The sequence below is a fragment of the Enterobacter sp. KB-221C9 genome, assembly GCF_041320715.1.
In the GTDB taxonomy this organism is placed as follows: Bacteria; Pseudomonadota; Gammaproteobacteria; order Enterobacterales; family Enterobacteriaceae; genus Enterobacter; species Enterobacter asburiae_D.
The window spans coordinates 20,762-34,502 of sequence record NZ_JBGIWG010000005.1; the positions used below are offsets into that span (position 1 = coordinate 20,762).

Here is a 13,741-nt window from a genome sequence, read left to right on the forward strand (position 1 = left end):
GCTTAAAACCGCTGTCAGGCGAACCAAGGTCGCACATTATAACGATTTCGTAGCATTTAGCAGCTAAATACTGGTCTTATCAGGGAAGATTATCAACCGCTATCCGAAAAAGATTTGCGGTTGACGGGGAATCTGCGGGAAAACGCACAGTTTCGCGAACTATCGCCACCACTGGCGGAACTTCTTGTAACGCCATGCTAAAAGCGCCACGGCCGCCAGTGCATATAGGACCGGCTGCGGGGAGAGGATCTTCACCGACCACAGGTAGTGAATGGGGGCGAGGATCGCGACAAGATAGACGAAGTTGTGCAGCAGCTGCCAGCGCCTGCCCAGTTTCCGCTGCGCATATTGCGTGGATGTCAGCGCTAACGCCAGTAAAACCACCCAGCTCACGATACCCAGCGTCAGATAAGGACGCGTCACCAGTTCGCGGCCAAGCAGCGCCAGATTGTTAATTCCCAGCTCCAGCAGGGCATAGCTGGTGAGATGCAGCGTCGCCCAGGCAAAACACCATAGCCCTAACAGCCGACGGGTACGTATCAATAATGGCTGTTTAGCGTAGCGCGCCAGCGGCGAGACGAGCAAGGTGGCCAGCAAAAATTTCAGAGCCATCCGACCGGTAAAATGCTGGATATCCTTCGCCGGGTCTGCGCTAAAGAGCCCCTGGCTGGCGGCCCAGAACAGCCATATAAAAGGAAGCAGCCCGGCCAGATGCAGCAGCACTTTCAGCCAGGTAATCTGTTTTGCCGTTAAACGCACTCAGAAGTTCTCCCGTAAATTGAGACCACGGTAAAGCGAGGCCACTTCATCCGCATAGCCGTTAAACAGCAGCGTCGGCTGGCGCTTCACGTCCAGCGCACCGCCGGAACCAATAAACCGCTCGGTTGCCTGCGACCAGCGCGGATGATCCACGTGCGGGTTCACGTTGGCGAAGAAGCCGTATTCGTCCGGAGCCGCCAGATTCCAGGTGGTTGGCGGACGCTCGCGGGTAAGCTTAATGCTGACGATAGATTTAATCCCTTTGAAACCATATTTCCACGGTACGGTTAAACGGATGGGGGCACCGTTCTGCGGCGGAAGCGCTTTGCCATAAACGCCGACGGTCAACAGGGTAAGAGGGTGCATCGCTTCATCGAGGCGTAACCCTTCCACATACGGATACTCAAGCCCGCCGCCGATAAACCGATCTTTCTGCCCTGGCATCTCGTCCGGCGCATAGCGCGTCTGGAAAGCGACATATTTTGCGTTGCTGGTGGGCTCAACCATCGCCAGCAGTTTATGCAGCGGGAAGCCGATCCACGGCACCACCATCGACCACGCTTCCACGCAGCGCATGCGATAGATACGTTCTTCGAGCGGGAAACGGGTGGTGAGATCGTGGTGGTCCAGCGTCAGGGGTTTCGCCACTTCGCCATCAATCTTCAGCGTCCACGGATCGGTTTTGAGGCTTCCCGCGTTCGCGGCAGGATCGGCCTTATCGAGACCAAATTCGTAGAAGTTGTTGTAGCCGGTGACTTTATCTTCCGGCGTGAGCGTCAGTTTGTTTTGCCATTGGGCGGGTTTGGTAAAGGTGAGCGGGGCGCCGGAAGGGGCCTTCGGCCGATCGTTGCCTTTAAACCAGTCGAGCAGGTCGGCGTGGGCCGCCGGAGAGAGCGTCAGGGCAGTGGCGCTGATGCCAAGCATTTTCAGGATCTGGCGGCGCTGTAGCATAAAGACAGATTCAGACGTTACGTCGGCTTCCGTCAGTTTTCGGTTTTTCATGGCATCCTCCGTCATGCGTTTTTCTAAGCATGACGGAGGAGAGGGATTCGCGCGAATATGTCACGAAAATTTGAAGATTAGGCGATTTTTACCAGCGCACGACCGTGGAACTGGTTGTCCATGATCTTACTGGCGTATTCCGGCGCCTGGCTGAGGGTTATCTCCGTTGCGCTCTGGGTATAGAAAGATTCAGGCAGATCGCGTACCAGCCGTTCCCAGGCTTCATGACGACGGGAAGGCGGGGTCATCACGGAATCCACACCCTGCAGGCGTACGTTACGCAGAATAAATGGCATCACGGTGGTTGGCAGGGCAAATCCGCCCGCCAGACCGCAGGCTGCCACGCAGCCGCCGTAGTTCATCTGCGCCAGGACTTTCGCCAGCACTTTGTCTCCGACGGTATCCACCGCCCCTGCCCAAACCTGTTTTTCCAGCGGACGGGTTTCGGCAAATTCGTCGCGGCTGAGAATGCGGCTGGCGCCGAGCTGGCGCAGATAATCATGGGTACTTTCACGGCCGGAAACCGCAGCGACCTGATAGCCCAGCTTGTGCAGCAGCGCGACTGCCGTACTGCCCACGCCGCCGCTGGCGCCGGTGACGACAATTTCACCCGACTCAGGGCGAATACCCGCATCTTCCAGCGCCATCACGCACAGCATGGCGGTAAAGCCTGCCGTGCCGACGATCATCGCCTTGCGGCCATCCATACCTTTCGGCATTGGCACCAGCCACTCGCCCTTCACGCGCGCCTGCGTTGCCAGCCCGCCCCAGTGATTTTCACCTACGCCCCAGCCGGTAAGCAGCACCTGCTGGCCCGCGTGGAAACGCGGATCTTCGCTGGTATGAACCCGGCCAGCGAAATCAATACCTGGCACCATAGGGAAATTTCGGATGATTTTACCCTTACCGGTAATCGCCAGCGCATCTTTATAATTTAAACTGGACCAGTCGATGTCGACGGTTACTTCGCCTTCCGGCAGGCGACTCTCTTCTACCGCCTGCACTGAGGCAAGCGTTTTGCCATCCTGCTGTTCTAAGATCAAAGCCTGCATACGGGGTCCTCTCGACTCAGATGATTGGAAAATAATTTCTGAAGACTATACTCGCTCAGGGAAACGCAGTGCCGATTTAACGCAATAAATTGCCAGATACGCCCGATTTGGTAGTATGCCGCATTTGAAATGCTAGTTAGCGCTTACTCGCTACCCCATCAACCCACGGAGTAATCTCAAGGATGCGATTAACGACGAAGTTCTCGGCTTTTATCACCTTGCTGACGGGGCTTACCATTTTTGTCACCCTTCTGGGCTGCTCCCTGAGCTTTTACAACGCCATTCAGGACAAGCTGGTCAACCGGGTACAGTCTGTTGCCTCGGTGATTGATACGCGTCTGCTGACGACGCCGCTGCCGGCGCTGTCCCGCGAGCTCGATGAGTTGATGGTACCTGTTGATATTGTTCAGATCGACATTCAGCAGGGAAAGCATCGTGTTTTAAGCCACGAACGGTCGGGAAGTTATTTGCCTGCGGGCGTGGTGAGCCAGTATCGGGAAGTGACGGTACACTCCCTTAAAAATCCGGGGATGACCATACGCATGGTCTACCTCGATCCGATGGCGAGCTATTTCCGTTCCATGATGACCACCGCGCCGCTCACCGTCGCCGTTGCGTTTATCGTCCTGCTGATCTTTCTCGCGGTTCGCTGGCTGCGCCGCCAGCTCTCCGGTCAGGAGCTGCTGGAGATGCGCTCTGTACGGATCCTTAACGGTGAACGCGGCCCGCAGGTGCGTGGCTCCGTCCACGAGTGGCCGTCGCGCGCCAGCAGCGCGCTGGATACCCTGCTCTCCGAAATCCAGTTTGCCAGCGACCAGCGCAGCCGTATGGATACGCTGATCCGCTCTTATGCGGCGCAGGATAATAAAACCGGCCTTAACAACCGTCTTTTCTTTGATAATCAGCTCGCCACGCTGCTCGACGATTCAGAAAAAGTGGGGACACACGGGGTAGTGATGATGATCCGCCTGCCCGATTTCGATCTCCTGCGCGACACCTGGGGACAGCGGGTCGCGGAAGAAAACCTCTTTACGCTGATCAACCTGCTCTCCACCTTTATTATGCGCTACCCGGGCGCGCTGCTGGCCCGCTATCACCGCAGCGACTTTGCCGTATTGTTGCCTCACCGCACGCTGAAGGAATCGGAAAGCATCGCCAGCCAGCTGCTGAAGGCGGTGGATGCGCTGCCGCAGAGCAAAATGCTCGACAGGGACGATATGGTCCACATGGGGATCTGCGCCTGGCGCGGCGGACAATCCACAGAACAGGTGATGGAACATGCGGAAGCCGCTACCCGCAACGCCGTGTTGCAGGGGGCGAACGGGTGGGCGGTTTATGATGACTCGCTGCCGGAAAAAGGGCGCGGCAACGTGCGCTGGCGAACGCTGATTGAGCAAATGCTCAGCCGCGGCGGGCCACGTATTTATCAAAAACCCGCGGTCATGAAAAACGGCAACGTTCATCACCGTGAACTGATGTGTCGTATTTTTGACGGCGCGGAAGAGGTTATTTCTGCGGAATATCTGCCGATGGTGCTGCAATTTGGCCTGTCTGAAGAGTATGACCGCCAGCAAATTACCCGGCTGATTCCGTTTTTATCCTTCTGGCCTGAAGAAAACCTGGCGTTACAGGTCACCGTGGAGTCGTTAATACGCCCACGTTTTCAGCGCTGGCTACGTGATACATTAATGCAATGCGAAAAATCGCAACGCAAACACATTATTTTTGAACTTGCTGAGGCCGACGTAGGTCAACACATCAGCCGGTTACGTCCGGTGGTACGTTTGATCAATGCGCTTGGTGCGCGTGTAGCGGTGACGCAGGCAGGTTTAACGCTGGTCAGTACCAACTGGATCAAGGAGCTGGATGTGGAGTTATTAAAGCTACATCCGGGGCTGGTAAGGAATATTGAGAAGCGTACGGAAAACCAGCTGCTGGTACAGAGTCTGGTTGAAGCATGCAAGGGAACGCGAACACAAGTATTTGCCGCGGGCGTGCGCTCCAGAAGCGAATGGCAGATGTTAACAGAGCGCGGTGTGATGGGTGGTCAGGGGGATTTTTTTGCTGCCTCTCAACCGCTTGACACCAACGTGAAAAAATATTTGCAAAGATACTCGGTTTGACCTGCCGTTTACGCTGTTTTCACGTAGAATATCGCGCCTGTAGCTTTGAGTATGTCGAGCAAAAAGCCAGTGAACGACCTGTAACGGGTTACAAACGTCAGTGGGGAACGCTACTGTTTACTCAGCCCTGAGGGAGTCAGGGGATAGTTTGTAACATCAGGAAACGTACTGCACAAATTTTCACCGTTGCAGATGATTTTTGCGCCTTGTCGCTGCTGCGTGTGGTTGGTAAAGTAAGCGGATTTTGTTTTCCGCCCCAGCTTTCAGGATTATCCCTTAGTATGTTGAAAAAATTTCGTGGCATGTTTTCCAATGACCTGTCCATTGACCTGGGTACCGCGAATACCCTTATTTATGTAAAAGGACAAGGCATCGTATTGAATGAGCCTTCCGTTGTGGCCATTCGTCAGGATCGTGCGGGCTCGCCGAAAAGCGTGGCCGCTGTGGGTCATGACGCGAAGCAGATGCTGGGTCGTACCCCTGGCAACATCGCCGCCATTCGCCCAATGAAAGACGGCGTTATCGCCGACTTCTTCGTGACTGAAAAAATGCTTCAGCACTTCATCAAGCAGGTTCACAGCAACAGCTTCATGCGTCCAAGCCCGCGTGTTCTGGTGTGTGTGCCGGTTGGCGCAACCCAGGTAGAACGTCGCGCAATCCGTGAATCTGCCCAGGGGGCAGGTGCACGTGAAGTGTTCCTGATTGAAGAGCCAATGGCTGCGGCCATCGGTGCTGGCCTGCCTGTTTCCGAAGCTACCGGTTCTATGGTGGTGGATATCGGTGGTGGTACCACTGAAGTGGCTGTTATCTCTCTGAACGGCGTGGTGTACTCCTCTTCCGTACGTATCGGTGGTGACCGCTTCGATGAAGCCATCATTAATTATGTGCGCCGTAACTACGGCTCTCTGATCGGTGAAGCCACCGCAGAGCGTATCAAACACGAAATCGGCTCTGCGTATCCGGGCGATGAAGTGCGCGAGATCGAAGTACGCGGTCGTAACCTGGCTGAAGGTGTTCCACGCGGTTTTACCCTGAACTCCAACGAAATTCTGGAAGCACTGCAGGAACCACTGACGGGCATCGTGAGCGCGGTAATGGTTGCGCTGGAACAGTGTCCACCAGAGCTGGCGTCCGATATCTCCGAGCGCGGTATGGTTCTGACCGGTGGTGGTGCGCTGCTGCGTAACCTCGACCGCCTGTTAATGGAAGAGACAGGTATTCCTGTCGTAGTTGCAGAAGATCCACTGACTTGCGTCGCCCGTGGTGGTGGCAAGGCGCTGGAAATGATCGACATGCACGGCGGCGATTTGTTCAGCGAAGAGTAGTCGAGTTTGAGAGGGTAGCAATTTGCTACCCTTTCTCTCTGACGCGAGAATACGCATAGCCTATGAAGCCAATTTTTAGCCGTGGCCCATCGCTACAGTTTCGCCTCATCCTGGCGGTTCTGGTTGCGCTTGGGGTCATTATTGCCGATAGCCGCCTCGGTACGTTCAGCCAGATCAGAACGTACATGGATACCGCCGTCAGTCCTTTCTACTTTGTTTCAAATGGTCCCCGTGAACTGCTCGACTCCGTTTCTCAAACGCTGTCTTCGCGCGACCAACTCGAACTCGAAAACCGGGCATTACGTCAGGAACTGCTGCTGAAAAACAGCGAACTGCTGATGCTGGGGCAATACAAGCAGGAAAACGCGCGTCTGCGTGAACTGCTCGGCTCGCCGCTGCGTCAGGATGAGCAGAAAATGGTCACGCAGGTAATCTCCACCGTGAACGACCCCTACAGCGATCAGGTTGTGATCGACAAAGGGAGCGTGAACGGGGTGTATGAAGGTCAGCCTGTTATCAGTGATAAAGGCGTCGTGGGCCAGGTTGTTGCCGTGGCCAAACTGACCAGCCGCGTGCTGCTGATTTGCGATGCCACGCATGCGCTGCCGATCCAGGTCCTGCGCAACGACATCCGCGTGATTGCGGCCGGTAACGGCTGTACGGACGACCTGCAGCTGGAACACCTGCCGGCTAACACGGATATCCGCGTGGGCGACGTTCTGGTGACGTCCGGCCTGGGTGGACGCTTCCCTGAAGGCTATCCGGTTGCGGTGGTCTCTTCGGTCAAGCTGGATACTCAGCGTGCCTATACCGTGATTCAGGCGCGTCCAACCGCCGGTTTGCAGCGTCTGCGCTATCTGCTGCTGCTGTGGGGCGCCGATCGTAACGGTGCTAATCCGATGACGCCTGAAGAGGTGCATCGCGTAGCAAATGAGCGCCTGATGCAGATGATGCCGCAGGTTCTCCCGCCTGCGGATTCCATGGGGCCGCCTGCGCCAGTACCGGCGCCGGCCACAGGGTTAACGCAGCCGCTGCCGGATGCGCCGCCACCGCCTAAACTCTCTTCGGGAGGGCAGTAGTGGCAAGCTATCGTAGCCAGGGGCGCTGGGTCATCTGGCTCTCGTTTCTCATTGCACTGTTACTGCAAGTGATGCCCTGGCCGGATGACATTCTCGTTTTCCGGCCAAACTGGGTATTGCTCATTTTACTCTACTGGATCCTTGCCCTGCCGCATCGCGTAAATGTCGGCACAGGTTTCGTGATGGGTGCCATACTGGATCTCATTAGCGGCTCTACGCTTGGCGTACGCGCCTTGTCCATGAGCATTATTGCGTACCTCGTCGCACTCAAATTCCAGCTCTTTCGTAACCTTGCGCTCTGGCAACAGGCCCTGGTGGTGATGCTATTGTCGCTCGCTGCGGATATCGTTGTTTTCTGGGCAGAGTTTTTAGTGATCAACGTCTCTTTCCGACCGGAAGTGTTCTGGAGTAGTGTAGTAAACGGTGTGCTCTGGCCATGGTTATTCCTGCTGATGCGTAAGGTTCGCCAGCAGTTTGCTGTGCAATAAAAGGTTTCTATGACGTCTTTGTATCTCGCTTCCGGCTCCCCGCGCCGTCAGGAACTCCTGACGCAGCTAGGGGTTTCTTTTGAACGCATCGTGACCGGCATTGAAGAAAAACGTGCTGAGGGCGAAAGCGCTCAACAGTACGTGTCTCGCCTGGCGCGCGAGAAAGCGCAGGCGGGCGTGGCCAGTGTGCCACGCGATCTTCCCGTGCTGGGAGCAGATACCATCGTTATTCTGAACGGTGAAGTGCTTGAGAAACCGCGCGACGCCGATCATGCGGCGCGCATGCTGCGCAAAATGTCCGGACATACGCATCAGGTGATGACGGCCGTCGCGCTGGCTGACAGCCAGCATGTGCTGGATTGCCTGGTGGTGACGGATGTGACGTTCAGAGTACTTACCGACGACGAGATTGCCGCTTATATTGCCAGCGGTGAACCAATGGATAAAGCAGGTGCATACGGTATTCAGGGGCTGGGTGGCTGTTTTGTCAGGAAGATTAATGGCAGCTATCACGCCGTAGTCGGCTTACCGCTGGTGGAAACGTATGAGTTGCTGAGCAATTTTAACTCACTGCGTGAGGGAAGGGATAATTATGACGGCTGAATTGTTGGTAAACGTAACGCCATCGGAAACCCGTGTGGCCTATATTGATGGTGGCATTCTTCAGGAAATTCATATTGAGCGTGAAGCGCGGCGCGGAATAGTAGGCAATATCTACAAAGGTCGTGTCAGTCGTGTACTACCGGGTATGCAGGCGGCTTTTGTAGATATTGGACTGGATAAGGCGGCATTTTTACATGCCTCCGATATCATGCCGCACACCGAGTGCGTCGCGGGCGAAGAGCAAAAGCAGTTTGCCGTGCGCGATATTTCTGAGCTGGTACGTCAGGGACAGGATCTGATGGTGCAGGTGGTGAAAGATCCCCTCGGCACCAAAGGCGCCCGTCTGACCACCGACATCACCTTACCTTCCCGCTATCTGGTCTTTATGCCCGGCGCGTCGCACGTGGGCGTTTCGCAGCGTATTGAGAGCGAAACCGAGCGCGAGCGTCTGAAGAAAGTGGTCAGCGCCTACTGCGATGAGCAGGGTGGCTTTATCATCCGTACCGCTGCGGAAGGGATCAGCGAAGAAGATCTGGCGTCGGATGCGGCTTACCTGAAGCGCGTCTGGACCAAAGTGATGGAGCGTAAAAAACGCAACCAGACCCGCTACCAGCTCTACGGTGAACTGGCGCTTGCTCAGCGCGTACTGCGTGACTTTGCTGATGCCCAGCTCGACCGCATTCGCGTGGACTCGCGCCTGACCTATGAAGCACTGCTAGAATTTACCGCCGAGTACATCCCGGAGATGCCTGGCCTGCTGGAGCATTATTCAGGGCGTCAGCCAATCTTCGATCTCTATGATGTCGAAAACGAGATCCAGCGTGCGCTGGAGCGTAAGGTCGAGCTGAAGTCAGGCGGCTATCTGATCATCGATCAGACCGAAGCGATGACCACCGTCGATATTAACACCGGTGCGTTTGTCGGCCATCGCAACCTGGATGACACCATCTTCAACACCAACATCGAAGCCACGCAGGCGATTGCGCGCCAGCTTCGTCTGCGCAATCTGGGCGGCATTATCATCATCGACTTCATCGATATGAGTAATGAAGACCATCGTCGCCGCGTGCTGCACTCGCTTGAGCAGGCGCTGAGTAAAGATCGCGTGAAAACCAGCATCAACGGCTTCTCACAGCTGGGGCTGGTGGAAATGACGCGTAAGCGCACCCGTGAAAGCGTTGAGCATGTGCTGTGTAATGAATGCCCAACCTGCCATGGACGCGGAACGGTAAAGACGGTTGAGACCGTCTGCTACGAAATTATGCGTGAAATCGTCCGTGTTCATCATGCCTACGACTCCGATCGTTTTCTGGTCTATGCTTCCCCTGCGGTGGCTGAAGCGCTGAAAGGCGAAGAGTCGCACGCGCTGGCGGAAGTGGAAATCTTTGTCGGCAAACAGGTAAAAGTACAAATTGAACCGCTCTATAACCAGGAGCAGTTTGACGTCGTGATGATGTAAGACGCAGTACGCTGCGTGACGAAAGCTGACAAGGAGAGATGCGTGAGGCGATTGCCGGGGATTTTATTGCTTACAGGGGCAACGCTGGTCGTGATTGTCGCGTTGCTCGTGAGCGGGCTACGCCTCGTATTACCGCATCTGGACAGCTGGCGTCCGCAGCTGCTGGCTAAAATCGAATCCACCACCGGCGTGCCGGTGAACGTAAGTCAGATTAGCGCTAACTGGCAGAATTTTGGCCCGACGCTCGATGTCCGGGATATCAACGCCAGCCTGAAAGATGGCGGCCACCTCAAAATCAAACGCGTAACCCTGGCGCTGGACGTCTGGCAAAGCCTGCTGCATCTGCGCTGGCAGTTTCGCGATCTCACCTTTTATCAACTCCAGTTCCTGACCAATACGCCACTGTCCGGCGGCGATAGCGGTCAGGGTCTTGAAGCCAACCGCTTCAGCGATCTTTTCCTCCGCCAGTTCGATCATTTCGATCTGCGCGACAGCGAAGTGAGCTTTATTACCCTTTCCGGCCAGCGCGCCGAACTGGCGATCCCTCAGCTGACCTGGCTCAACGGTAAAGAACGTCACCGCGCCGAGGGGCAGGTCAATCTCTCAAGCCTGAACGGCCAGCACGGCGTGATGCAGGTGCGTATGGATCTGCGGGACGACGACGGCCTGTTAAACAACGGCAAAGTCTGGCTGCAGGCCGACGATGTGGACGTGAAGCCGTGGCTGGGCGACTGGATCCAGCAAAATATGCAGCTGGAGACTGCCCGTTTCAGCCTTGAAGGCTGGCTGACCCTGACCAAAGGCGAATTTGCCAGCGGCGATATCTGGCTCAAGCAGGGGGGCGCAAGCTGGAAAGGCGAAAAACAGCAGCATCAGCTTTCCGTCGATAACCTCACCGCGCACGTGACGCAGGAGAAAGAGGGCTGGCAGTTTGCCATTCCCGATACCCGCATCACCATGGACGACAAGCCGTGGCCGCGCGGTGCGCTGACGCTGGCCTGGATGCCGGAGCAGGACGTTGGCGGCGCGGCCAGTAAACGCAGCGACGAGCTGCGCATCCGCGCCAGCAACCTCGATTTGGCTGCCATTGAAGGCCTGCGCTCGATGGCGGCAAAGATATCTCCGGACCTGGGCGAGATCTGGCTGGCAACGCAGCCGAGCGGGAAAATAGACGCCCTGGCGCTGGATATCCCGCTCCAGGCGACGGAAAAAACCCGCTTCCAGGCAGCGTGGAAAGATCTTGCCTGGAAGCAGTGGAAGCTGCTGCCCGGGGCAGAGCACTTTAGCGGCAAGCTGGAAGGCAGCGTGGAAAACGGCAGGCTGACGGTTGATATGCACGACGCCAAAATGCCTTACGAGACGGTCTTCCGCGCGCCGCTGGAAATCGAACAGGGCAGCGCGGTGCTTAACTGGCTCCGTAACGACAAGGGTTTCCAGCTTGATGGCCGCCATATCGATGTGAAAGCCAAAGCGTTACACGCGCGCGGCGATTTCCGCTATCTGCAGCCTGAAGGTGATGAGCCGTGGCTGGGCATTCTGGCCGGGATCAGCACCGATGACGGCTCTCAGGCCTGGCGCTACTTCCCGGAAAACCTGATGGGAAAAGCCCTGGTAGACTATCTCAGCGGCGCGATTCAGGGCGGTCAGGCGGACAATGCCACGCTGGTCTACGGCGGTAATCCGCATCTTTTCCCGTACAAACATAATGAAGGCCAGTTCCAGGTGCTGGTGCCGCTGCATAACGCGACCTTCGCTTTCCAGCCCGGCTGGCCCGCGCTGAAAGACCTGGATATCGAACTCAACTTCCTCAATGACGGACTATGGATGAAGTCCGACAGCGTAGCGCTGGGCGGCGTGACGGCCAGCAACCTGACGGCCAACATCCCGGACTACTCAAAAGAGAAGCTGCTGATTGATGCCGACATCAACGGTCCCGGCAAAGCGGTGGGACCGTACTTTGAGGAGACACCGCTGAAAGAGTCGCTGGCGGCGACGCTTCAACAGCTGCAGCTTGATGGCGATGTGAATGCTCGCTTACATCTTGATATCCCGCTGGACGGGGAGATGACCACCGCCAAAGGCGACGTCCGTCTGAAGAACAACAGCCTGTTCATCAAGCCTCTTGAGAGCACGCTGAAAAATCTCAGCGGGCAGTTCAGCTTTGAGAACGGTAACCTGAAGAGCGAGCCGCTTACGGCCAGCTGGTTTAATCAGCCCGTGAATATTGACTTCACGACCACCGAGGGTGAAAAGGCTTATCAGGTGGCCGTCAATCTGGACGGTAACTGGCAGCCATCACGTATGGACGTCCTGCCGAAGCCCATGGAGAAGTCCGTAGAGGGCTCAGTTGCCTGGCAGGGTAAAGTGGCAATCGACCTGCCTTATCACGCGGGTGCCCGGTATAAGGTCGACATCACGGGCGATCTGAAAAACCTTCACAGCCAGCTGCCTGCGCCGCTGGATAAACAGTCCGGACAGCCGCTGCCGGTAAAGCTGAACGTCGATGGCAACCTGAACAGCTTCGAGCTGACCGGCAGCGCGGGTGGGACAAACCACTTCAACAGCCGCTGGCTGCTTAACCGCAAGCTCACCCTCGACAAAGCCATCTGGACAACGGATAGCCGCTCCACGCCGCCGCTGCCGGAGCAGCCGGGCATTGAGCTGAACCTCCCGCCAATGGACGGTGCAGAGTGGCTGGCGCTGTTCCAGAAAGGGGTTGGGCAAAACGTTGATGAAACCGCCCAGTTCCCGCAGGCCATTACCGTACGTACGCCGTCGCTGATGCTGGGCGGGCAGCAGTGGAACAACCTGAGCATTGTCTCGCAGCCTGGCGCTAACGGCACGAAGGTGGAGGCCCAGGGCAGAGAGATCAACGGTACGCTGACCATGCGCAATCACGCGCCGTGGCAGGCGGCGATCCGCTACCTCTACTACAACCCGGCAAGCGCCGCGAGCGGGAAAGACAAACCGGCAGAGACGTCGCCGCTGAGCCATACCACCCGCGTCGATTTTAGCGGCTGGCCCGATCTCCAGCTGCGCTGTGCGGAATGCTGGCTGTGGGGGCAGAAATATGGCCGTATCGACGGTGATTTCACCATCCAGGCAAATACGCTTACGCTCTCCGGCGGCCTGGTTGATACCGGCTTTGGCCGCATGACGGCCGCGGGGGAATGGGTGAATAACCCGGGCGAGCAGCGAACCTCCCTGAAGGGTGACATTAAAGGCAACAAGCTGGACGCGGCAGCCAATTTCTTTGGTATCAGCACGCCGCTGCGCGGCTCGTCATTTGACGTCGATTACGATCTTCACTGGCGTGACGCCCCGTGGAAGCCGGATGAGGCCTCGCTGAACGGCATTCTGAAAACCCACTTTGGCAAAGGTGAAATTGCCGACGTAAGCACGGGGCGCGCCGGGCAGATCTTGCGCCTGCTGAGTTTTGACGCGCTGCTGCGCAAGCTGCGCTTCGATTTCAGCGATACCTTCAGCGAAGGTTTCTACTACGATTCCATCCGCAGCACGGCGTGGATCAAGGACGGCGTTCTGCACACGGACGACACGCTGGTGGATGGCCTGGAAGCGGATATCGCCATGAAAGGCTCCGTCAACCTCGTGCGGCGCGAGCTGGATATGGAAGCCGTGGTGGCACCGGAAATTTCCGCAAGCGTGGGCGTTGCGGCGGCCTTTGTGGTGAACCCGATTGTCGGTGCGGCGGTGTTTGCCGCCAGTAAAGTGCTGGGTCCACTCTGGAGCAAGGTCTCCATTCTGCGCTACCGCATTACCGGTCCGGTAGATAAACCGCAGATTAACGAGGTGCTGCGCCAGCCGCGCAAAGAAGCACAGCAATGATTTGA

10 protein-coding genes are annotated in these 13,741 nt (G+C 56.7%); 7 read left to right on the forward strand and 3 right to left on the reverse strand.

All coding sequences use genetic code 11. The features are described from left to right. Positions 1–159 precede the first annotated feature (159 nt). The 3 genes from msrQ to AB8846_RS08380 form a co-directional block, all read right to left on the reverse strand. Positions 160–759, reverse strand: coding sequence for a protein-methionine-sulfoxide reductase heme-binding subunit MsrQ (msrQ, locus tag AB8846_RS08370; RefSeq protein WP_213328838.1), 600 nt, complete (start codon positions 757–759; stop codon positions 160–162). Beyond that, complete coding sequence (gene msrP, locus AB8846_RS08375) at positions 760–1,761, reverse strand: protein-methionine-sulfoxide reductase catalytic subunit MsrP (protein ID WP_063143606.1); 1,002 nt, start codon at positions 1,759–1,761, stop codon at positions 760–762. Positions 1,762–1,838: 77 nt separating this feature from the next. Further along, complete coding sequence (locus AB8846_RS08380) at positions 1,839–2,813, reverse strand: MDR family oxidoreductase (protein WP_063143605.1); 975 nt, start codon at positions 2,811–2,813, stop codon at positions 1,839–1,841. A 182-nt stretch (positions 2,814–2,995) separates the two neighbouring features. Between AB8846_RS08380 and csrD the strand changes: the two genes are divergently transcribed. From csrD to yhdP, 7 genes are all read left to right on the forward strand, one after another. Continuing rightward, complete coding sequence (gene csrD, locus AB8846_RS08385; RefSeq protein ID WP_370732502.1) at positions 2,996–4,936, forward strand: RNase E specificity factor CsrD; 1,941 nt, start codon at positions 2,996–2,998, stop codon at positions 4,934–4,936. A gap of 281 nt (positions 4,937–5,217) precedes the next feature. Then, positions 5,218–6,261, forward strand: coding sequence for a rod shape-determining protein MreB (gene mreB, locus AB8846_RS08390; RefSeq protein ID WP_000913396.1), 1,044 nt, complete (start codon positions 5,218–5,220; stop codon positions 6,259–6,261). Between the two features lie 62 nt (positions 6,262–6,323). Further along, complete coding sequence (gene mreC, locus AB8846_RS08395) at positions 6,324–7,340, forward strand: rod shape-determining protein MreC (RefSeq protein WP_023309400.1); 1,017 nt, start codon at positions 6,324–6,326, stop codon at positions 7,338–7,340. Continuing rightward, entirely contained in the window at positions 7,340–7,828 is a 489-nt protein-coding gene (mreD, locus tag AB8846_RS08400) for a rod shape-determining protein MreD (RefSeq protein ID WP_023309399.1), read from the forward strand. The genes mreC and mreD overlap by 1 nt, the downstream gene beginning before the upstream one ends. 9 nt (positions 7,829–7,837) lie before the next feature. Further along, positions 7,838–8,431, forward strand: a complete 594-nt coding sequence (locus tag AB8846_RS08405) for a nucleoside triphosphate pyrophosphatase (RefSeq protein ID WP_370732503.1) — start codon at positions 7,838–7,840, stop codon at positions 8,429–8,431. After that, a complete protein-coding gene (rng, locus tag AB8846_RS08410; RefSeq protein ID WP_010436156.1) occupies positions 8,421–9,890 on the forward strand; it encodes a ribonuclease G in 1,470 nt (489 codons plus the stop codon). Before AB8846_RS08405 ends, rng begins: the two co-directional genes overlap by 11 nt. Positions 9,891–9,932: 42 nt before the next feature. Next, positions 9,933–13,736, forward strand: a complete 3,804-nt coding sequence (gene yhdP, locus AB8846_RS08415) for an AsmA2 domain-containing protein YhdP (RefSeq protein ID WP_370732504.1) — start codon at positions 9,933–9,935, stop codon at positions 13,734–13,736. The last annotated feature ends 5 nt before the right edge of the window (positions 13,737–13,741 follow it).

Excerpts from the sequence above, each read along its gene's own strand:
- msrP (WP_063143606.1), bottom strand. The coding sequence starts at position 1,761 with ATGAAAAACCGAAAACTGACGGAAGCCGACGTAACGTCTGAATCTGTC.
- mreC (WP_023309400.1), top strand. The coding sequence starts at position 6,324 with ATGAAGCCAATTTTTAGCCGTGGCCCATCGCTACAGTTTCGCCTCATC.
- AB8846_RS08380 (WP_063143605.1), bottom strand. The coding sequence starts at position 2,813 with ATGCAGGCTTTGATCTTAGAACAGCAGGATGGCAAAACGCTTGCCTCA.
- rng (WP_010436156.1), top strand. The coding sequence starts at position 8,421 with ATGACGGCTGAATTGTTGGTAAACGTAACGCCATCGGAAACCCGTGTG.
- csrD (WP_370732502.1), top strand. The coding sequence starts at position 2,996 with ATGCGATTAACGACGAAGTTCTCGGCTTTTATCACCTTGCTGACGGGG.
- mreB (WP_000913396.1), top strand. The coding sequence starts at position 5,218 with ATGTTGAAAAAATTTCGTGGCATGTTTTCCAATGACCTGTCCATTGAC.
- AB8846_RS08405 (WP_370732503.1), top strand. The coding sequence starts at position 7,838 with ATGACGTCTTTGTATCTCGCTTCCGGCTCCCCGCGCCGTCAGGAACTC.